The sequence below is a fragment of the Commensalibacter intestini A911 genome, from assembly GCF_000231445.1.
GTDB classification, from domain to species: Bacteria; Pseudomonadota; Alphaproteobacteria; order Acetobacterales; family Acetobacteraceae; genus Commensalibacter; species Commensalibacter intestini.
Window position 1 is genome coordinate 385,085 of record NZ_AGFR01000007.1, and the last position, 19,996, is coordinate 405,080.

Annotated in this window: 20 protein-coding genes, 1 tRNA gene and 1 riboswitch; of the genes, 2 read left to right on the forward strand and 19 right to left on the reverse strand. The window is 35.5% G+C overall.

Features of this window, described 5'->3' with window-relative positions; all coding sequences use genetic code 11:
* Positions 1-11: 11 nt before the first annotated feature.
* On the reverse strand, positions 12-1,337 hold the full coding sequence (locus CIN_RS06780) for an amino acid permease (RefSeq protein ID WP_342619809.1): 1,326 nt from the start codon (positions 1,335-1,337) through the stop codon (positions 12-14).
* 205 nt (positions 1,338-1,542) lie between these two features.
* Between CIN_RS06780 and CIN_RS06785 the strand changes: the two genes are divergently transcribed.
* Positions 1,543-3,081: a carbohydrate porin gene (locus tag CIN_RS06785; RefSeq protein WP_008854331.1), complete on the forward strand. Its 1,539-nt coding sequence runs from the start codon at positions 1,543-1,545 to the stop codon at positions 3,079-3,081.
* Between the two features lie 87 nt (positions 3,082-3,168).
* Here the strand turns inward: CIN_RS06785 and ribH are convergent, their stop codons facing one another.
* The 4 genes from ribH to ribD are packed head-to-tail and all read right to left on the reverse strand — an operon-like array spanning position 3,169 to position 6,627.
* Complete coding sequence (ribH, locus tag CIN_RS06790; RefSeq protein WP_008854332.1) at positions 3,169-3,648, reverse strand: 6,7-dimethyl-8-ribityllumazine synthase; 480 nt, start codon at positions 3,646-3,648, stop codon at positions 3,169-3,171.
* Positions 3,649-3,671: 23 nt separating this feature from the next.
* On the reverse strand, positions 3,672-4,952 hold the full coding sequence (locus CIN_RS06795; protein WP_008854333.1) for a bifunctional 3,4-dihydroxy-2-butanone-4-phosphate synthase/GTP cyclohydrolase II: 1,281 nt from the start codon (positions 4,950-4,952) through the stop codon (positions 3,672-3,674).
* Positions 4,934-5,554, reverse strand: a complete 621-nt coding sequence (locus CIN_RS06800; RefSeq protein WP_008854334.1) for a riboflavin synthase — start codon at positions 5,552-5,554, stop codon at positions 4,934-4,936. The genes CIN_RS06795 and CIN_RS06800 overlap by 19 nt, the downstream gene beginning before the upstream one ends.
* A complete protein-coding gene (gene ribD / locus CIN_RS06805; protein WP_008854335.1) occupies positions 5,536-6,627 on the reverse strand; it encodes a bifunctional diaminohydroxyphosphoribosylaminopyrimidine deaminase/5-amino-6-(5-phosphoribosylamino)uracil reductase RibD in 1,092 nt (363 codons plus the stop codon). Before ribD ends, CIN_RS06800 begins: the two co-directional genes overlap by 19 nt.
* Before the next feature lie 81 nt (positions 6,628-6,708).
* A riboswitch (FMN riboswitch) is annotated at positions 6,709-6,865 on the reverse strand.
* A 234-nt stretch (positions 6,866-7,099) separates the two neighbouring features.
* On the opposite strand from ribD, the gene CIN_RS06810 reads away from it, so the two are divergent.
* Positions 7,100-7,174, forward strand: a tRNA-Thr gene (locus CIN_RS06810).
* Between the two features lie 40 nt (positions 7,175-7,214).
* Here the strand turns inward: CIN_RS06810 and CIN_RS06815 are convergent.
* From CIN_RS06815 to CIN_RS11700, 14 genes are all read right to left on the reverse strand, one after another.
* Positions 7,215-8,147: an STM4504/CBY_0614 family protein gene (locus tag CIN_RS06815; RefSeq protein WP_008854336.1), complete on the reverse strand. Its 933-nt coding sequence runs from the start codon at positions 8,145-8,147 to the stop codon at positions 7,215-7,217.
* 112 nt (positions 8,148-8,259) lie between these two features.
* On the reverse strand, positions 8,260-8,778 hold the full coding sequence (locus tag CIN_RS06820) for a hypothetical protein (protein ID WP_008854337.1): 519 nt from the start codon (positions 8,776-8,778) through the stop codon (positions 8,260-8,262).
* A gap of 158 nt (positions 8,779-8,936) precedes the next feature.
* Positions 8,937-9,527 (reverse strand): phage neck terminator protein, encoded by a 591-nt coding sequence (locus tag CIN_RS06825; protein ID WP_008854338.1) that lies wholly within the window; start codon positions 9,525-9,527, stop codon positions 8,937-8,939.
* A 217-nt stretch (positions 9,528-9,744) separates the two neighbouring features.
* A complete protein-coding gene (locus tag CIN_RS06830; RefSeq protein WP_245527824.1) occupies positions 9,745-10,410 on the reverse strand; it encodes a hypothetical protein in 666 nt (221 codons plus the stop codon).
* Positions 10,407-11,099 carry a hypothetical protein gene (locus CIN_RS06835; protein ID WP_245527825.1) on the reverse strand — a complete coding sequence of 231 codons (693 nt, stop codon included), beginning with the start codon at positions 11,097-11,099 and terminating at the stop codon, positions 10,407-10,409. The genes CIN_RS06830 and CIN_RS06835 overlap by 4 nt, the downstream gene beginning before the upstream one ends.
* Positions 11,026-11,772, reverse strand: coding sequence for a neutral zinc metallopeptidase (locus tag CIN_RS06840; RefSeq protein WP_008854341.1), 747 nt, complete (start codon positions 11,770-11,772; stop codon positions 11,026-11,028). Before CIN_RS06840 ends, CIN_RS06835 begins: the two co-directional genes overlap by 74 nt.
* A gap of 54 nt (positions 11,773-11,826) precedes the next feature.
* A complete protein-coding gene (locus CIN_RS11915; RefSeq protein WP_170314043.1) occupies positions 11,827-11,988 on the reverse strand; it encodes a hypothetical protein in 162 nt (53 codons plus the stop codon).
* Positions 11,975-12,388: a hypothetical protein gene (locus CIN_RS06845; protein WP_040364062.1), complete on the reverse strand. Its 414-nt coding sequence runs from the start codon at positions 12,386-12,388 to the stop codon at positions 11,975-11,977. The genes CIN_RS11915 and CIN_RS06845 overlap by 14 nt, the downstream gene beginning before the upstream one ends.
* Positions 12,369-12,620: a hypothetical protein gene (locus CIN_RS06850; protein ID WP_008854344.1), complete on the reverse strand. Its 252-nt coding sequence runs from the start codon at positions 12,618-12,620 to the stop codon at positions 12,369-12,371. The genes CIN_RS06845 and CIN_RS06850 overlap by 20 nt, the downstream gene beginning before the upstream one ends.
* Before the next feature lie 104 nt (positions 12,621-12,724).
* A complete protein-coding gene (locus CIN_RS06855; RefSeq protein ID WP_040364063.1) occupies positions 12,725-17,347 on the reverse strand; it encodes a phage fiber-tail adaptor protein in 4,623 nt (1,540 codons plus the stop codon).
* A gap of 120 nt (positions 17,348-17,467) precedes the next feature.
* Complete coding sequence (locus CIN_RS06860; RefSeq protein WP_008854346.1) at positions 17,468-17,929, reverse strand: hypothetical protein; 462 nt, start codon at positions 17,927-17,929, stop codon at positions 17,468-17,470.
* A gap of 3 nt (positions 17,930-17,932) precedes the next feature.
* Complete coding sequence (locus tag CIN_RS06865) at positions 17,933-18,430, reverse strand: phage fiber-tail adaptor protein (protein WP_008854347.1); 498 nt, start codon at positions 18,428-18,430, stop codon at positions 17,933-17,935.
* Between the two features lie 18 nt (positions 18,431-18,448).
* Positions 18,449-19,858: a hypothetical protein gene (locus CIN_RS11475; RefSeq protein WP_008854348.1), complete on the reverse strand. Its 1,410-nt coding sequence runs from the start codon at positions 19,856-19,858 to the stop codon at positions 18,449-18,451.
* Position 19,859: 1 nt separating this feature from the next.
* Positions 19,860-19,991, reverse strand: a complete 132-nt coding sequence (locus CIN_RS11700) for a hypothetical protein (protein ID WP_083813359.1) — start codon at positions 19,989-19,991, stop codon at positions 19,860-19,862.
* Positions 19,992-19,996 lie beyond the last annotated feature (5 nt).

Consider the following 19,996-nt stretch of genomic DNA (forward strand, 5'->3'; position numbering starts at 1 on the left):
GACATAGTTCATTAAAAACTGATGATTCCTTGAAAAAACAAAACGAAACTAAAAATATCAACCAAGATCAAAGCCCCAAACAAATATTTTTCCATAGAAGTTAAGATGTTTTTACCGTCTTGTTGCTCATAACGAGCCCAGAAAAATAGTGGCAATCCAATCGTTAATAAGACTGGCACCATTGCTAAATATTGAACTTCGCTGGCATAAACCATGAACAAACAAAAACATATACCAATTAAACTGGTAATCAGTGCCCATATGCGATTATTTGTCGTATATTTTTTATATTCGTTTGTTATACAAAGCTTACATAAATAAGCTGTAGACATAAGATACGCAGGCAATACAGTAATCGCCGAAATCGCAAGCATCGTTAGCCATGCATGATTTGAAAAATAAACAAAAAAGACAACAATTTGCATCAAAGCACTACTAATCCATAAGGACACAGAAGCAGCCCCTTTGTTATTTTTTGTAGCAAATTTTTCAGGAAAAGTACCATTTTTTGCCGCTACCATTGGTATTTCTGCACAAATCATTGTCCATGCCAACCAGCTCGATAACACAGAGATCAGAACACCAACAATAATCAGTTGCTCCCCCCACTCACCGACAACAATTTTTAAAATACCCGCTGTAGACGGCGTTGGAATAAGACTTAAAGTCTTTTGAGAAACCACTCCAAAAGGTAGAATAGAAACCAAGATACAAAACACTAAAGAAATCATAAAGCCAATAAACGTAGCTCTACCAACATCTTTTTTATTTTTAGCTCTTCCAGATAATGCCACCGCACCTTCAACCCCAATAAAACACCAAAGCGAAATATCAAGCGGCGATATAATTTGAGAAAAAACAGACCCAAGATGAGTATTAGACACACTGGGGTTGGTTCCCCAAAAATCACTGGTAAATTCCGTATAATTTAACGCACACGATAAAACAAAAACAAAAATAACCAACGGAACCATTTTCGTAATTGTACCGATCAGATTGATCGCCCCTGCAACTTTTGTGCCTGCTAAAACAAGGAAATTAAAACCCCAGATTAAAATAGAAGCCCCAATAACCGAAATCAGATTATTCCCCCCTTGAAAGTCACCTGGCATAAAATAATTTAATGTATCCATAATCATCACTGCAAAAGCAACATTGCTGAATATAGTCATTAACCAATATCCCCAAGCAACAATAAAGGCTGTTAAAGCGCCAAATCCTTCATGGGCATACATATATATTCCTGATTGTAAATCGGGACGAATATCTGAAAGAATAATAAAGGTACGTGAAATAGGAAACATTACAGAAATAGAAATATTATTTCTAATTACAATAGGAGCGCATCTTTCCTTTAATCAAAGAGAGAAAAGCTTGCTAAATAAATCACACAACACAAAATTTTATCATCAAATAAAACGTTAACCTTTTAATACGATCAATCCATCCCATCTGTTAACTGTCATTGCTTAAGTTGCACCTTCACCAAATAAAAAACTAGCAACTTAGCATCAATAATTTTTGAATTATAAGGGTTTATACATGACGAACACGCCGCTTTGCTGTCGCTCTAATTTAACAAATCATTATTCTTTTAAAAAAATATTAACGCTATTTTGCTTTAGTTTCTTAGTCTCAGCCGAATTCGGAAATATTTCTTATGCACAGGATATATCTGTCACTGATAATGACAAGAAACCTGGTGCGATTTCTGTCGGTGGTAACTACTTTAAAAGAGATGGACCACCAGCAAAAAAACTTGATCCCAACACAGGACAAAGCCCAACCAGTAACAATATGTTATTAGGATCTATGTTCGGATTACGACCATGGCTTGCTCAATATGGGGGCACGTTTACCGCTGTCGATGTTAATGATATGTGGGGTAATCCTTCAGGTGGTTATAAACAAGGAACCACTTATTTTGGCTCGACTACATTAACGTTAAACTGGGATCCTGAAAAAGTTCTCGGGATTAAAAATGGTCTTTTTAATATTAATGCGCTACAGCTCAGAGGAACCAGTATTACCTCTAATAATTTAGGGGATATTAATACAGTTGATAATGATAATGCCAGCCGCTCTACACGCCTATGGGAAGTCTGGTATCAACAAGGTTTTTTTGACGATAAATTAAATATTCGTCTTGGTAAACTTGGTCTAGGATCTGAATTTAATGTGAGTGAATATTCTACACTATTCCTAAATTCAAACTTTGGCTGGTCAATGATGAACTCCGTCAACACTTATAATGGTGGCGTTGTTTATCCCGTTGCATCACCGGGAATACGTATTAAATTTGAACCCAATTCACATTGGACCAATCTATTCGCTGTCACAGATGATAACCCTACCAATGTTGATTTTTGTAACCCATCAGGTGCATTTAGCTGTGGTGGGCCACCAAAACATACATCCGGAGTATATTTAAACTTTAAAACAGGTGCTTTTATTATTAATGAGCTTCAATATCACTTGAACCCAGCTTCTGATGGCAATGACAAATTACCTGGAAATTATAAAGTGGGTGGATATTTTGATAGTGCTCGCTTCCCAGACCAGGCGTATAATGGACAAGGTCAACCTCTTGGCAATCCAAACAATCCTCAAACCATGAGAATGCATAATAATAACTGGTCACTATATTTCATGGCTGATCAGATGATTTGGAGACCTTCTAAAGATTCAAATAAATCCATCGGTATGTTCGCCAATATACAAACCGCACCTGGAAATAAAAGCTCCATTAGCTTAGATGGAAATGCTGGTATTGTGTATAATGGAATCTTTAATAATGCCAATAACTCGGTAGGATTTGGATGGGGATTTGGTAGCTTTAGTAATCGTGCTCGACAATATGATAAAGATTACCGTTATTATGCAGATCCTACTTGGCGCGTTAGAAACACAGAACATCATATTGAATTAGTTGCTCAATTTGAAATCACGCCTTGGTTGCAACTAACCCCTGACTTTCAATATATCTTCAACCCTGGTGGTGGCTTAAACCTACAAACAGGTTCTTATAAACGTATACAAAACGAAGCTGTTCTTGGATTAAGATCAACGGTAAACTTCTAAAACTATTTAATTCAATATCACAAACAAAAAAGAGGTCAACCTCATATTGAGACTGACCTCTTTTAAAAAATTATATCTAACAAAAAATTATATTTTGTGAATTAAAGCTAAGCTTTCAATACAAGCCGCGACAGCTTCACGACCTTTGTTTTCTTTATTTTCTTCAGAACGTATTTCAGCTTGCTCAGCAGTATAAGTCGTCAAGATACCAAAGCTGATAGGTGTTTCTGTAGCTAAAGAGGCTTGCATAATTCCAATGGTTGCGCCTAAGCTGATATATTCAAAGTGGGCAGTATCCCCTTTAATCACACAGCCTAAACAAACAACACCATCATATTTACCACTTTTCGCTAAAGTTTGCGCAATCAACGGCAATTCAAAAGCACCTGGCGCATAAAGTAAATCTTCATTTACATTAAACGGAATTTGATGTTCTGCCAACCATTCTTGTGCACCTTTGGCTAAACCATCGGTAACTTTTTCGTTAAAGCGGCTTACAACAATCGCAATACGAGGGGTTTTCTTAAACGTAAAGTCAGTCAAAGATTTAGGAGCTTGTTTAATCATTTTTTAAACTTTCAAGATAACGACTAGGATTTTTGATCAATTTTTTCAGAAACTAAAGCATGCCCCATGCGATCTCTTTTTGTTTTTAAATAAGACACATTATGAGGATTGGCTTCGATTTCAATAGAAACACGATGAACAACAGAAAAACCCTGCTTTTCAATCATCTCGACTTTGTCCATATTATTGGTCAATAAATCAAGCTGCTTAATCCCTAATTTTTCTAATATAGCCCCTGCAACCGTCCAATCACGCATATCCGCAGCAAATCCTAAACGATGATTAGCATCCACCGTGTCCAACCCTTGATCTTGCAAAGCATAAGCAGAGATTTTATTGAACAACCCAATTCCACGCCCTTCATGACCGCGCAAATAAATCAAAACACCTTTTTCAGATTCACCGATCATTTTCAAAGCTTTATGTAACTGAGGCCCACAATCACAGCGTAAGGAACCTAACACATCACCAGTCAAACACTCTGAATGCAACCGAACCAAAGGTGTTTTTTTATCATTTCCTGAGAAGTCACCTTTCATCACAGCTAAATGCTCATTTCCTTTGAGATCAACAAAAGATTGGACTGTAAAATCTTCACCACCATAATAATTAGGAAGATTGGCAACCTCACCTGCTCTAACCAACGAAGTTAATGGGTCAACAGGCACACAATCATATTGCTTGCGCCATTCAATAATAGAAGAAACTGTCACTAATGGAATTTCATGCTCTGCTGCAAATTTTTTCAACACTGGCATTCTTGCCATTGTGCCATCTTCATTTAAGACTTCACAAATTGCAGAGATAGGCTTTAATCCAGCCATTTTTACCAAATCAATTGAGCCCTCAGTATGACCATCTCTAGCCAAAACACCATTTGGATTAGCAACCAAAGGAAATACATGGCCTGGACAAATAATATCACTGGGCTTTACATCATCCATAACAACCGCAGCAAAGGTTTTCGCACGATCATCCGCAGAAACGCCCGTTGTAATTCCCTCTTTTGCTTCGATAGAAATAGTAAATGCTGTTTCATGAGGTGACGTATTATGTTGTGCCATTTGATAAAGATTTAATTGCTGTGCTTTATCCCCACACATCGGCATACATAAAATACCACGCGCATGCGTAATCATAAAGTTAACGATTTCAGGAGTCACAAACTCTCCAGCTGCGACGAGGTCTCCTTCATTTTCGCGACCTTCGTCATCAACCATCAATACCATCTTGCCTTCACGTAACGTTTCAATAGCAAGCTTTAATTCAGGACTTAACGTCTTGATCATTTCTGGATTAAACATAAATTCTCCACGTACTTTGCAATAACATCCACTTCTACATTGACCATATCATTAGGCGATAAATGACCTAATGTTGTATGCTCCCAAGTATGCGGAATAATCATAATATGAATAACAAACTCATCAGAAGCAGCATCACTACCACCTATTTCCCCAATACCATTTAAGGTTAAACTGGTTCCATCAATCGCAATAGAGCCCTTTTCAACAACATATTTTCTAAGGCTTGCTGGAAACGCAAAAAAGACTTGATGTGCATCTCCACTTTTTTCTGCTTTTACAAATCTGCCAGGAGCATCAACATGCCCTTGAACAATATGCCCCGATAAACGTGTTGAAGGTGTTACTGCGCGCTCTAAATTAACGCGTTTCCCTTCTACTAATTTTCCTAAATTGGTTCTCGCCAAAGTTTCAGAACTAATAAAAAAAGATGCTTGTCCTTGTTGATTATATTGAACAACCGTCAAGCAAACACCGTTTACGGCGATACTTTCCCCCATGGAAAGATCCGTAATACCTGTATCGACTTCAACCACAATTGCATCTTTTTCATGCTTAACGGTTTGAATTGTGCCTAAAGATTCTATGATACCAGAGAACATAAATCTTCCTTTACAAAATGGAAATGAGTATCAGATAATAGCTGACGTGTTGGATAAGCTGCATGTCTTGAGATGATATTCACATCATCTTCACCTTGAGCCTGCTGACGAATAGTTAACCATTCATCCCATAATTGACGTTGACGAAATTCTTGTAATAAAGCAGGGCCAGCTTCTACCATTGCCCACATGACTTTATGCGCATATAAAAGCTCTGGCAAAGCATCTAGATTATTACAAAGAATTAAAGAAAAGCCATTTGCTTTTGCTTGCTCTATATATTGCTTAGGCAAAGCATCTTCTAATGTTGCATGTGTTTGACTACAAACCACCAGTAAACGTTTCACATTAGAATGATCTGGCACATGACGAACCGTAAATGATGGGAAATCCATCTTTATCGTATTAACACCTGTAATAATGGCCTCTGTACCACGACGCAACTGATGGGCTAATGTCAAAGACTTTTGAGACGTAAACGTCTTCTGTCCCTTTGGTGGCACCATAGAGCCCACTGTATTAAGAGCCTGTTTAACAGTAATCCATGCTTTACGCTTCAGCATAAATTGCGTAAATGGGGCCAATAAATCCACACATTGCTGATGCCAGTAATGCGCCATTGGAGAAGTCATCTCATCTAATAAAAAGACTTCTTTTCCACCCTCTTGCAACCTTACACGACCCGCACCATGAACATAAGGATTAGGATCTTTTACTCCAATCCATATTCTTTTTGCAGGAGTTTCTAATAAAGCCTCGGAACAAGGTGGCGTAAGCCCTGTATGGTTACATGGCTCCAACGTTACGATTACATCGGCGATTTTATCCCACACACCAAGTGCTTTACATTGCTGCAACGCCAAAGCCTCAGCATGTAAAGCCCCTGCTTGATGATGCGCGGCAACCGTTAAAATATTCCCTTGCTCATCTAAAATAGCACAACCTACGGGAGGATTGGGCGCAGTGCGACCAACATATTGCAAGGCTTCGTGAATCGCTCGACGAAACCCTTTCGCAATTTTTTCAGAAAAATCAACTTTATCTAACAAAGTTGAATGAATGCGTGCTTGCATTTTAGTAGACCAGTCCTTTGCTCTGGACGCACGCGGGCAGATATGCCAAGCCTGTTACATAGATTTCTATGTACAACCCTAGCACGTTCTTTCTCATCCGGACTATGACCGTCGGCTTCGGAATTACACCGAAATCTGCTTGACCTTATGTTATTACTAACATAAGCGCTCACGGGCTTAGAAATATTTCTATTTCATCACCGCCGGTGAGGAGTTACACCTCGCCCCAAGAACGTCGTATTAAATTATACTTTTTAAAGAGTCGTTATAACTCTTCCTCATTAAGTTAATTTTATTTGTGCAAATGATCAAGGTCAAAGCAATAATTTTCTTGAAAATTCTAACAAAAAGTCGTGACTATATGACTTTCTTTAATAAAATTCTTAAAAAAATTACTTTTTTTGATTTTTTCTCTTGCAATGTTTTTTGAAATACTGCATAAGACAATCCATCGAACGTCACAACGTTAAATGCCGGATTAGCACAGTGGTAGTGCAGCGGTTTTGTAAACCGAAGGTCGGGAGTTCAAATCTCTCATCCGGCACCATAAAACTCCCTAATATAAAATATAATTAAAAAACAATATATTATTTATTCAAAGAATATTTGTTCCAGGCTTCGTGTAGAAATAACAAATTTGAAGCGGTCAAATTAAGCATATATTGTGCCATATATAATGGCTGCTCTGCTGCAACACTGCCCTCTCCGTGCCCACCGTGATCGTTTCTTAATGCTGGCACACCATTTTTAAGCATTACCACAAAACTATTAAAATTATTTGCCATTCCATCTAAAAACAAATCATTTTTCCTAACTAACGTAATTAAATCGCTAGCTCTGGCACCTGATGCGTATTCCCACCGCTCTAAATCGCAAATTGTTTTTAACATAGATTCAAAAGAACGATTACAAGCAACAATACAATCTTTAATATGCTTATTTCGATAATGCTCGTGTGCTAAACGATATTCTTCATCAACTTTCTTAAATCGCTCATCACCGAGTAATTGTAAGACAGGTTTAATGACTTCTTTATGTATATGCTGGCTATCAATACGAATCATTTGGTTATTATTATATTCATACCCAAAACTAGATTCTTTGAAATATGTGTTTAGCTCCTCGATGGCTTGATTTATTTTCTTTTCATAAGAATAATATGATGTCAATATATCTTTAACTTTCTCAGTATATATAAAAAGCAAATCACAGAAATCTAATATTCCGTATAAATCCGCACTTTCTTCAATATAATTTTCTAAATTTTTACGAAACTTATAACTATTTATCTCATGTTGTTGTAAAGATTTAATACCACCATCTCTAGCAACGTATTGTGATAAATTCTGCCACAACAATTGACTGTGCTGGTTGCCAAATGAACAATCTCCTAAAAGATCAATCACAATACCCACAATCTGCACTCTTATCTTATCTGGCACCTCATCATACTGATACACATCAACACCATCAGGCTGACTTGCACGTAAACGACGAGAGTAAGTATTGGCTAAACCCATTGAAGTGATCCTTAGATAATTATCTTTCAGAACATTCTAGCAATAAAAACAAAAAAAAAGCCACCCCAAACGGAGTGGCTTTATAAAATAATTTTCAACAAATTATATATACTTAAGCGTCGATAGCTTGTTGAAAACGATCAACATTATCCTGCCAAACAGCTTTGCCTAATGATGTATTATAATATTTTTTATGATATTGAGCCATTCCACTTGCATCAGTTGCAAGAGGGAGTGCTGCTGGAACTCTTAAATAAAAAATACGACACATTGCAGCTGCAAAGAAAATATCTCCTGTTAACGTATTGGGTTTAGGTATCCCATTACTATCAGTGTTAAAAGTCCCTGCAATATTTTTTAGCAAAGCTGCAATATGACTACGTTTGGAGCCAGTAAGAAAATTTTTCCAAATATCATTATAAGTTACAGGCTCCATTTGCATCGCACCCACTGCAGGACCTTTTCCAAGTTGTTTTAAATAAGTAAACCCACCAGCATAACCTTCTGCTAAAAAGGTTCCTGTCACTTGGTTCACTGCACGTGCGCCACCCAATCCTAAATAATCCAAAGCTGGGGTAACAATTTCATTTTTTAAATGAGGAATATAAATTCCTCCTGTAACTTTAGCCATATTCTTTTCCTTGTGATTTGAAATAAAAAAAGCCACTCTTAATGAGTGGCTTTTAAAAAATGATAAGATTAAAATGTAGAAATATATTAGTTAACAATAACCCAATTTATATCTTGTATAATATTTATAAATTCCTAATCTTTTAATAAACTTTACTTTTATAATAATTCTGCAGCATCCATATCCATTACAATTTCTTTGGCGCTATTCGCACAGACACCAAGTTCTGGATGATATTCAAAATAGGCATTAATGGAGCATGCATCATCATATTGATCTTCTGAATTAATAATCTGCCCTTCGGAGTTTATATCATCACTATAAAGAGGAAAAAGAATGTCGCTATATTGTTCGAACTGCTCACTTGCCCACGCATCATTAAACCGAACATCAAAAGCATATGCCATTTGTAACGCTGGAATAGTTTGACTGCCTACAAATGAAATATGCACGGATACTTGAGATCTGCACCACATAATTTTATACTGATCTGTATACCGAGTTTCACTGGATGATAACCGTTTTTGATCAGTAATTTGCAAAACAATATAAGGAGATTTTGGGGATGAAGCACGATTTTGAGAATCATGAATAATCGATAATTTAACCCCTTTCACAGGAATAGCTTTGCGTATAAATTTAGCGATTAAATTATATATTTCTTTATGACTTAATGTCTTTAACTCAGGAAAATCCTTATCTTTGGGTGCTTTTGCAATCACTTGAGCAGACTTACTCTTTTTAATCATTTTTATAGCTTCTCTTTTAATAATACTGGAAATTTAAAACGCAATAATGGCGTTTAATTAATAAAATATTTTTATGTTGTAATTTGATCGTTATATAAATTATTGAGTTTTATAGGACTCAATGCATTGAGAATAGAAAAATTATCATCAACACTATTCAAATTGCTATATATCTTGTTGATATATAAAATATCAAACGACACTGAGGTCTATTTCTTTACCTTAGATGCGGCGCTTGCTTACGCACATATTGAATCCATTCCTTTTTTTCCTGTTTATCAGAAAAAGATAAAATACCAACCCCTGCAGCACAATTTGGTGAATCCATAGTTGATCCCATTGCAAATTTTCCCCATTCATCTGGGGTATTAAAAGCTATTGGTGCATTTGGCTCTGGATGACTAAATAACAATTGTGGAATTAAAAAACCGAACTCTTTTTTTAATAACTTGGTACTTACATATTGTTTCGGATCTAAATCTATACCAACACCCTCAATTTGTTTTGACGCTTTTAAATGCGTACTAATCTCAATTTTCTGAATAACAACACCATCTAATGTCTTAAATGGACCAACAGAATACGTAATAAAAGTATCGTCTTTCTCAATAGTAAGAAATTGATTATTAAATATTTTCTGAAACTTTTTTAATGATGCAGGTAAAGGTTTAGGAATAGCTTTAATTAAATCTATAAATTTATATGACAGAACAGGATATTGCTTTGATATTGCCTCAGGGACAGCATCTTTATATAAAGGTATCGATTGCGTTAATGTCTGTGCATAAGAAGAAGATACAAAACTACATCCTAATAACAATATAAAACTAATAAACTTCGCCCTTACACTCATCACCGCAATCTTTAATTTCTTTTGAGTCACCTTTTGTCTCGCAAGTATGGCGCTTGTTTACGAACATACTTAACCCATTCTTTTTGCGCTTCTTTATCTGAAAATGCTTCTAAACCTACACTCGTAGCACAATCAGAATAATCCATTGTTGTACCCATCGCAAATCTTCCACGTTCGCCAGTAGTATAGTAAAGAATTGGTGCATTAGGAACAGGATGAATGGATAATAACCGAGGAATTAAAAAATCAAATTCTTTTTTTAGCAACTTAGTACTTACACATTGTTTCTGATCTAAATACATTCCAAAGCCTTTTACTTTTTCCTTTGTCTTTATACCAGTACTAATACCAACCTTCTGAATAATAACGCCATCTAATGTCCTAAATGGACCGATAACATATCGAATATAACCATCATGCGTTTCCTTTATATGCAATGGATTATTAAATAGTTTTTTAAATCTTTCTAATGATGTTGGTAATGGTTGAGGAAGCGCCTTAATTAAATCTATAAAATTATATGGCAGAACAGGGTATTGCTTTAATATTGCCTCAGGCACAGCCTCTTTATATAGAGGCATCGATTGCGTTAACGTCTGTGCATAAGAAGGAGATATAAAAACTCCTCCTAATAAAAACAACAAACTAAGGAATATCTTTTTTTGAAACGTCTTTTTTGGAGGTATCTTGCTTACAAATATTTCTCTTACAATAATCACAATAATAATCCTCATATGTTTGTTTTGTATTACTAGTATATTGTTTAGAATATCGTTTTGCAATTGTATCTTTAGCCGTTTTCATATCCTTCATATTGACGCCCAGATTATAAATATCAACAAAATCTTTTTTCATCCAAGCATATTCATTATACTCTTCAAAAATATCAATACATACTGCATTTAAAATCTCTTTTCTGACAGTAAGTTGATTTATAATGGCATCAGCTTCACTTCCACCACCAAACATTAAACTTTTTATACAAGCATCAATAGAGGACAGATCTGGGACTTTATGAAAAAAAGCATGCCCTACCTCATGTGCCAACGATGAGGTTACATAAGCAATATCTTGTGACTGATTTGTTTTAAAATGTGAGTCGATTATAATGCGATTATCTTGCACATCATAATATTCAAATTGTGTTGTAGTCCCCCCTCCATCAGCCCCCCATACAATTTTCCAGTCTTTTCTTTTTAACTTCGAAATTTGCTTGACCAATGTTGGAGATTGCGACGCATAACGATCAATATCAGTTCCTAATCCTGTTATCACCCGAATAGAAAACTCTTTTCTGCGACGCTCCATCTCTGCTGCATTCGGCCTATCTTTAGCCTCAAACGCCGATAATGGTGGAGGAGAACAACTTGGCTTTTCTATTAATACTCCCATCCATATAACCCTAAAATAATTATCTATTTATAAAATGCAATCACTTAAATATCTTTAGTCTTTTCCTCGCCATAATTTAATCACCGCACATATTGCACGAATAACAAACGACAACGGAATACTTACTGCCATAATAGGAATAACCCATGGATCATGAACTTTAATCCATTCCACATTATTTTCCCACCACCACTGTAAGATCTCAAAAAGGCTCATAATCTCTCTCTATCCCCCTAAGAATTCTGGAAAGGGCGTAGAGATTAATTGCAGAAAACACTCCCCATGCAATTAGGCTAAAATGCCATTCACCATAAACTAAAATATTTAAAAATCCCCAAATCAATAAAGATGACGCTAAAAAAGCTGCTACCCCTCTACCAATAAAGCTTTCACTACTCAGCACCAAAAACTGAAAAAAACCGATACTGACAAATAAACACTCCCATAAATGCACAGGGATTATTTTTAAAAAACCATCAATAAATGATTGTTGAATAATAAAACTATCAGGTGCACAAAAACCGTATATTCCTACAGAAATTAATAAAATAGAGCTCCACCATTCTGCAAACCAATGATCACGCTTACGTAATACCTTAGCCAACTTTATCGACATTATCTTTTTCCCTCACCACTTTATCTGACTTTTTAAAAGACGCTAATAAATGAAAAATCTGCCATAATTTATGCAATTTATTCTCTTTTTGCGGCTCTTTCCAAAATCGTATAATTAATGTGCAAATTGTTACTATAACCGTTGCAATAGAAATAATATTACCAGCGACATCTCCTGGCACCACTCCTAAAACATACTGAAAAATTTGCATTAATAAATCTGTACTATCCATGTTACTCCTCCATAAAAAAAGGCATAAAAAAAGACGCTTTTGCGCCATAATTTATGCCTAATACTATTCATAATTTTGATATAAAAATTTCACAATCTAAATAACTAACTTACAAAAAACGTAAAACTAGCTGGAGATAATTGAATTCGCTGATCCCAACTTGTAGAATCAAATAACTGCTTAGGATACCAAGCAACCTTAAATTGTATTTTATCTCCTTTAACAACACTCATTGATAAGCTACCATTTAAATATAAAGATGGCCTATAACGTGTTTGGCCATTAGATACAAACTGATAAGGTGTTAAACAATGCTTCACAACATTAGATGGAATACCCTTTGCCCCTTGCTTATCAGCACAAATCCATAGCTCATCATTTAATTGAAAAATGGTGCCATCAATACCTGTACCAGCATTACTATTAAAATTAAAATTATAATTAAGTGTTAATACTCCTGTTTTTGGTACTGTCCATGTCAAAGTAGCATCATCCCAATATTGTAACCCTACTCCTGCTGATGTTTTTGGATCAATAGCCCCTTTACTTACACTGTTCCATGCAGGATCACTCAAAGAATTACTTCTTCCTAATAAAATAAAGTTTCCACCTAAATATGTATAAGTCTGATCTGTACTTAATACAGTATCTTTAGAATTACCATTTTCTGCAATACTATAAACATTCCATACTTTACTTAAACTATCATACTGTTTTAATACACCGTTATCTAAACCAAAAGTATTATGCTCAATATACGTATCATTTGTATATGATGAAATATCTCCGATACATAATGGGCCTGTTGTCTTAATCCCACCATCAAAATAATAGTTATTTAAATTAACAAACTTATTTTTATTATAAATCTGATGAACATTATAATTCGGAAACAACCCATCACTAACGGTATCTTCATATTTTGTATTCGCAATTATATCTAAAGCTTTAGCTTGCTCTACTTCATCTGTAATTTTATTAGCTATTTCTGTTTCTATTGCTTTACGTTCCTCAGCCGATCTAGACTTTTCAAAATACTTATAAGTAACACCACTATTGTGTGTACTATCACCGTAATTCGTTCCCCACATATTCGGAAAAGTCATCTCAGTATTCCAGCTATCAATAAATTGTAGAGAATTTACCTCGACCCTCGTACACGTAATATTTGCGGCCTTTTTCTTTTCTATAACCAAATTATTCCATATTTGATTGTTAGCATCATAAACTGCTGGCTGATTATCACTATTTAATGCAATACTACCATCTTGTATGATCTGTAATTTATTTAAACTCGTTTGTTTACCAATGTTTAATGCACCAGTTGTAACAAGCGTTCCATCAAAATAAAAATTATTAACATTCACGGCTTTCGTTACATGAGGATTATAGATTTGCATTACACTATAATCTGGAAATAATCCTTGACTTGTATGTAAAGCTTTCGCCTTATCCTTTGCATTAATCCTAGCTTGCTCTTTTGCTTTTACTTTCTCATCATCTGTTAATTCAATATCAACATCTATCTCTGGATCTATAGTATCAGCTACATTTTGAACAACATCTGGATATTCATACTCTTCTAGCTCTGTATCCGTCCAAGTCCGTTCATAATATTTATATTGAACCCCGCCATTCATTTCTGCCGCAGTTTTATTATTGAGCATATTAGGAAAACGCATATATCCATTATAGCTATCAATAAAAGTTAACCAGTATGTGGCAATATCTTGTGCTTTTACATTATAAGACAATGTTCCTTGTACAAATAAATTCCTCCACTGATAGCCATCATAAATCTGGCTATATTGTGTTGTTGTATTATAACGATAAGCACCTTTCGTTAGCACCGTAGGAGGATAATCGAAATCAACATATTGATTCGAAATCACTACTGGAGTTAAAACATTTTTAACATTTTGTGCTTTAACAAGCTGATTATGTTTATTTAAATAAACATTGCCTTCAATAGCCATTGAAGCATCTTCTGGAAATTGGACAATAGCTCCATCTTTACCATCATTAGCCTTAGGAAGAGAGAAATTAAAAACCGTCGTATTATCGCCAACATCTTCAGTGCTAACACTAGCTGATGCACCTGGATCAAGCATCGTCACTGAACCACCTTGAATAACAGGCGTCGTTCCAGATGAACCTATAGGAATAGAAAAATTAAAAACCGTCGTATTATCGCCAATATCTTCAGTGCTAACACTAGCTGATGCACCTGGATCAAGCATCGTCACTGAACCACCTTGAATAACAGGCGTCGTTCCAGATGAACCAGCAGAACCTGGAGCACCCTCTGCTCCCTGCGGAATAAAGAATTTAAAGATCGTCGTATTCGTGTCCGCATCTTCCGTCGTGGTAACACTAACTAACGCATCTGAAGCAACCATTTCCACTTCAGCTTCAACTTTAGGGGTAACCCCATTCTTACCTGGAGGCCCTGCAACACCAATGGTTGCTATTGGACCTTCCCAAATATGATCATCAGTTAAAATATAAGAACTTACATCATGATCATCATCGTTAATATGTAAATACATATCTCCTGGACGTGGTTTTCCTCTTTTATCATTTACACCGGTTAAAGCGTCAGGAACGATTGTTCCACTATACCAACGTGCACCACTGTCTCCTTTTTCTCCTTGTTGACCAGGGTTACCTTGTTCACCTTGAATATTACCAATATCTATCCAAATCCAAGCACCATTCTTACAAATAGTGCGCTTCATATTCCAATTTAGCGTATTAATCCAAATAACATTTTGATTTTGATCAGCACTGCCAATCTCTGGATCACCTTGACTGGTGATAATACTTGCACCATTTTTACCGTCTAAACCGTTAACACCTTTGATAGATCCACGAGATTCCCAATATGTTCCATTAAAATAAAACACACTAAACGTTGCTGTATTTAAATAAAAATCACCTGATTTATATGTATCACGAAAGACAGGATTATCCTCCCCTGAAGACCATAGAGAACCACGCTCACCACGTTCACCTTGTAGGTTTGATATCTTTACCCATTGATTTCCATTATAACTAAGAAGGTCACTACTAGTCGTATTTAAATATAAATCATCGACATTATAACGTTCACAAACCGATGGAGCCTCAAGACCACTATAAATATGACTTCCTGCATTTCCTTTTAAATTACCCAGTTTATTCCAGCGATATAATCCATTGCTTTCTAAAACACTTTCAAATAACTCACCTGTCTCGCTATTTAACCAAACAACATTATCTTCCGCATTTTTTTCAGTAGGATTAACTGTATTAACAATAATACGAGTACCATCAAAACCAGCATCTCCTTGCTCACCTTTATCTCCTTTCGGAATAACAAAATTGAAAGTTGTCGTATTAGCTGCCTCATCAGTGGTCGCCGTAACATCAGCTTCACCTTCAGTAACTGTACCAACCTCAATAATAGACGTATCACCTTTATCACCTTTTGGAATGACAAAATTAAAAGTTGTCGTATTAGCTGCTTCATCAGTGGTCGCCGTAACGTCCGCTTCACCTTCAGTAACTGTACCAACCTCAATAATGGGTGTATCGCCTTTATCTCCTTTCGGAATAACAAAATTAAAAGTTGTCGTATTAACTGCCTCATCAGTGGTCGCCGTAACGTCCGCTTCACCTTCAGTAACTGTACCAACCTCAATAATAGGCGTATCACCTTTGGGCCCAACCTCACCTTGTAAGTTAGCTGTTTCTTTCCACTGACTATCCTCAAAAATAAAAAGCTGATTTGTTGTTGTATTTAAATATAAATCTTGCTCTTGACACTCTTCTGTAACTAACGGTTCACCTTCACCAGCAGACAATAAAGAACCACGCTCACCTTGATCGCCTTTGTCACCTTTCAAACTAGCAATTGCAATCCACTGATCTTGATCCAAATTAAAGAGTTCACTTGTGCTAAGATTAATATAAATATCACCTGGTTTATACTTCTCTTCTACAATAGGATTTCCATAATCACTATAAATAATACTACCAGGATTACCCTTTAAATTACCATTTTGTTTCCATTCATATTGATCATCAACTAAAACCGTCTGAAACAAATCACCACTGTCATTATTTAACCAAATGATATTTGCTTTAGCATCGACCTGTTCAGGATCCGTATCCTTAATTAAAACCTCTGTGATATCTCCTTGGACGCCTTTTTCCCCTTCCTTACCACGAGGAAGAACAAAATTTAGTTTCACATCAATATCATTATCAGCAATATTTGTTACTTGTGCATCACCATCTGTCTCTGAAGCTGTTACTTCCCCAATAGTAATAGTACCTGCACGACCTCTAGGACCAACAGGGCCTGTATTCCCAATCACATAACTACCAACATTACCACTTCCTACAATTCCCGCTGGAGCTACAGGCAATGTCACGTCAAATTCACGAACAGACTTATCTCTGGTAGTCACTAAAAAACGAATACCTGTTTTAGTATTCATTGTACCACCACTAATACGAGCTTTAAAAATCTGACCTGAAAAAGTTATTTGATCAACGATTAGCTTTTCATCAGCTGGCTGTGCTTGCACGTCATCAATAATTTCTGTAGAACTTAAACGGTTCGCCATTGAAAATTGGTAGAAAACAGCCTCTACCGGCGATTTACATTGTAGGCTAATTTCTGTATTTTCTAAACAACCAGATGGAACAATAATGATCTGGTTACCTGAGTTATATGACATTTCTTGCCATCCTTTTTATTTGTTTAAATACAAAAAAGCGTCCAAATTTGGACGCTTTTTAAAGTTATCTATTTGTTATTATTAATTATTGCATTTATTAAATAGATAATTTTATATTTATTAATGAGAGCCTTGTGTTAATACACCATCATTTAACCATGGACTACCATCACCAGGATCTGTCGTAGGAAGAACTTTAAAAGCCTCTTTTAGAGATTTTTGCATTGCATTAGGAGCTAACGTACCAAGATATGATGGATCTCCTGTTGCCACACGAACAAACCCTTCATCCAACCATAGACTTTTACCATCTGCAGGATCTGTTCTGCTCATGACTTGAATAGCTTTTTCCATAATCATAATGGCAACTTCAGGATCTAAACTATCAAAATTAGCTTTATAAATTTCTTGTTCATTTCTATTCACAGTCCGCAAAACAAGGATTTGATCTGTTGATAAAATTGTATTTGTTTTTTGAACGACATCCACTGCATCTGATGGTTCAGCATTACAGCTATTCTGATGGCAGAATTCAAGATTACTGACCATACAACCTGCTTCTTTATTTTTTGTTGTTAACATTGTTTATACCATAATATATGAATTTTTTTTATAAATTAAATAGTAGCCATTAATCGATAACGCATTTAAAGGAGGAATATGCGAAGGGGTTTGACTGTGTGTATCTAGAGCACGCACTTTATACATTGTATTTGCGTGCTTATCCTTGAAACAACCATAAGTTGGCAGGATAATTTCCTGACAGAATTCATTCCCTTTGTTCGTTTTAATGATAAAGGTTAAATAAAAAGATAGACTTTCTTTCCCACCAGAAAGAAAAGCCGTTAAATAATTTTTTCTAAAAAAAGAAGAATTAATTGTTAACTCTGTATGATTACACATTACTTTTCCTTGAATAATGCTTTCACCATCACTCAGCAGATTAGAAAAATCAACAGAGTAATCAAGGTAAGACGCGATATGTTTTTCTGGAAAAGTCGAAATTCCTTTTTTATTTTTAATACGTTTTGGAACTGTGTAAATACGTAGTGGATTTAAAGTAAAACTTGATAAAAGTTCCATAGTTATTGCAACCTTTATTTACATATACGCTTGGACATAGCAAGATACCAAACCAACATCTTCAGTTGCTTTATTTTCTTTTGCTCTTCCGACAATCACATCATTTTTGTTTGTACTAACAACACCATATCCATCTTGACCAATGGTAATCTTATCACCGCATTTGACAATGCCTTTTACTTTAACAGGAACTTTACCATTTAATGCCATTAATACAGAATTGGATTCATCTTTCCCTTTACCATTCATCACATATGCAGGACTAGTAGAAACAACACCAAAAAAATCATCAGATTGATCAATTGATTGACATAAAGTTACTTCTGTATCAACACCATGGCACATTAATGTACCAGGTTCATAATCACCACGATCAGCTTGATAATATTCTGCTAAATCTGCACCATGCTCATTAGTAAAAGCACCCCAAGATGCATTAATATCCCCAGTTTTAGCAGATACCCTTATAGCCTCAAAAGTTTTTATATCACTTTCAAAATACTCAAAAACTAAATCGCTAGAAGATTTGTCATAACGTTGATTCCATGCTGTAAGTTTATCCTCACTTGAAAATGCCAAAAGATCATACACATGAAATGAACCATTACAATCTATCCAATCAGCTCTCAAATATCCTGTTGTGCCCCCAAATGTCCAACTATCACGTTCTACACTTAAAATAGGTTCTTTATTATTTTTTACATAAACTCTATAACAAATATCTGTATATAATTGTACCTCGCCTTGTATTTCTTTAAATATAGTATTTTGACTAATATCCGTAGAGCAAAAACCATACTGTTTGGCCGTCATACTATCCGCGCTAAAATCTTGACGACAACTACCTTCTTTTTGTGCTTTAGCAGGCAATTTATCATTATAAATATCAGAAATATCAGTATCGTGCCTATCTAATCTACCATCAATAACAATGATATGATCTTCCGCAGCTTTTAATCGTTTTTCTAAATCTTTAAAATCAAGCTTAACCCATCCGTTATCTGGGCTAATCGTCTCATCAGGATTATTTGTATTTTCATCAATTGTAGAAAACCATAAAAATAATGGATCATCGTTTACTGTTAAAGTTATAGTAGTTGATTTAGGTTGTAGAATAGCACCTTTTGGATAGCCACCTATTTTATCACGTAACTCCTCATTGAATGATGCGCATCCACCAGCTTGTATCCATTGCAATGTTTCTGTAATACGATTTAAAATTCCGTTATGATCCTCTCCCCAAGGGGGTTGTCCGCCTCTCATTGCTGATCTCATTGTAATTTCAGGAAAGCCTAACTCCATACTAGCTCTTGCTTTATGTTCTGCTTCTGCCTCGGATGCAGTTTCATAAACTGAAATCTTTTTACTTTTTTTTGATTCTGCCCATACGGTTACAAATGGATTTGGTCTATTGATTTCTGTTGTCATCTTAACTTTTCTCTTCTACTTGAACATTTATTTTCATTTCAACGCCCGCAGGTCTGGACAGTAATCCAGTATTATAAATTAGGGCTACATCTCGTTTGCTCGGCAACCAATTTAAAACAATGCTCAACGTCATATCCA

What these genes read in the sequence shown, in the direction of transcription:
- CIN_RS06865 (WP_008854347.1), bottom strand. Translation starts at nt 18,430, where the DNA reads ATGGAACTTTTATCAAGTTTTACTTTAAATCCACTACGTATTTACACA.
- CIN_RS06785 (WP_008854331.1), top strand. Translation starts at nt 1,543, where the DNA reads ATGACGAACACGCCGCTTTGCTGTCGCTCTAATTTAACAAATCATTAT.
- CIN_RS06800 (WP_008854334.1), bottom strand. Translation starts at nt 5,554, where the DNA reads ATGTTCTCTGGTATCATAGAATCTTTAGGCACAATTCAAACCGTTAAG.
- CIN_RS06825 (WP_008854338.1), bottom strand. Translation starts at nt 9,527, where the DNA reads ATGATTAAAAAGAGTAAGTCTGCTCAAGTGATTGCAAAAGCACCCAAA.
- CIN_RS06845 (WP_040364062.1), bottom strand. Translation starts at nt 12,388, where the DNA reads ATGTCGATAAAGTTGGCTAAGGTATTACGTAAGCGTGATCATTGGTTT.
- ribH (WP_008854332.1), bottom strand. Translation starts at nt 3,648, where the DNA reads ATGATTAAACAAGCTCCTAAATCTTTGACTGACTTTACGTTTAAGAAA.
- CIN_RS11915 (WP_170314043.1), bottom strand. Translation starts at nt 11,988, where the DNA reads ATGAGCCTTTTTGAGATCTTACAGTGGTGGTGGGAAAATAATGTGGAA.
- CIN_RS06820 (WP_008854337.1), bottom strand. Translation starts at nt 8,778, where the DNA reads ATGGCTAAAGTTACAGGAGGAATTTATATTCCTCATTTAAAAAATGAA.
- CIN_RS11700 (WP_083813359.1), bottom strand. Translation starts at nt 19,991, where the DNA reads ATGACGTTGAGCATTGTTTTAAATTGGTTGCCGAGCAAACGAGATGTA.
- CIN_RS11475 (WP_008854348.1), bottom strand. Translation starts at nt 19,858, where the DNA reads ATGACAACAGAAATCAATAGACCAAATCCATTTGTAACCGTATGGGCA.
- CIN_RS06860 (WP_008854346.1), bottom strand. Translation starts at nt 17,929, where the DNA reads ATGTTAACAACAAAAAATAAAGAAGCAGGTTGTATGGTCAGTAATCTT.
- CIN_RS06815 (WP_008854336.1), bottom strand. Translation starts at nt 8,147, where the DNA reads ATGGGTTTAGCCAATACTTACTCTCGTCGTTTACGTGCAAGTCAGCCT.
- CIN_RS06850 (WP_008854344.1), bottom strand. Translation starts at nt 12,620, where the DNA reads ATGGATAGTACAGATTTATTAATGCAAATTTTTCAGTATGTTTTAGGA.
- CIN_RS06795 (WP_008854333.1), bottom strand. Translation starts at nt 4,952, where the DNA reads ATGTTTAATCCAGAAATGATCAAGACGTTAAGTCCTGAATTAAAGCTT.
- CIN_RS06855 (WP_040364063.1), bottom strand. Translation starts at nt 17,347, where the DNA reads ATGTCATATAACTCAGGTAACCAGATCATTATTGTTCCATCTGGTTGT.
- ribD (WP_008854335.1), bottom strand. Translation starts at nt 6,627, where the DNA reads ATGCAAGCACGCATTCATTCAACTTTGTTAGATAAAGTTGATTTTTCT.
- CIN_RS06840 (WP_008854341.1), bottom strand. Translation starts at nt 11,772, where the DNA reads ATGGGAGTATTAATAGAAAAGCCAAGTTGTTCTCCTCCACCATTATCG.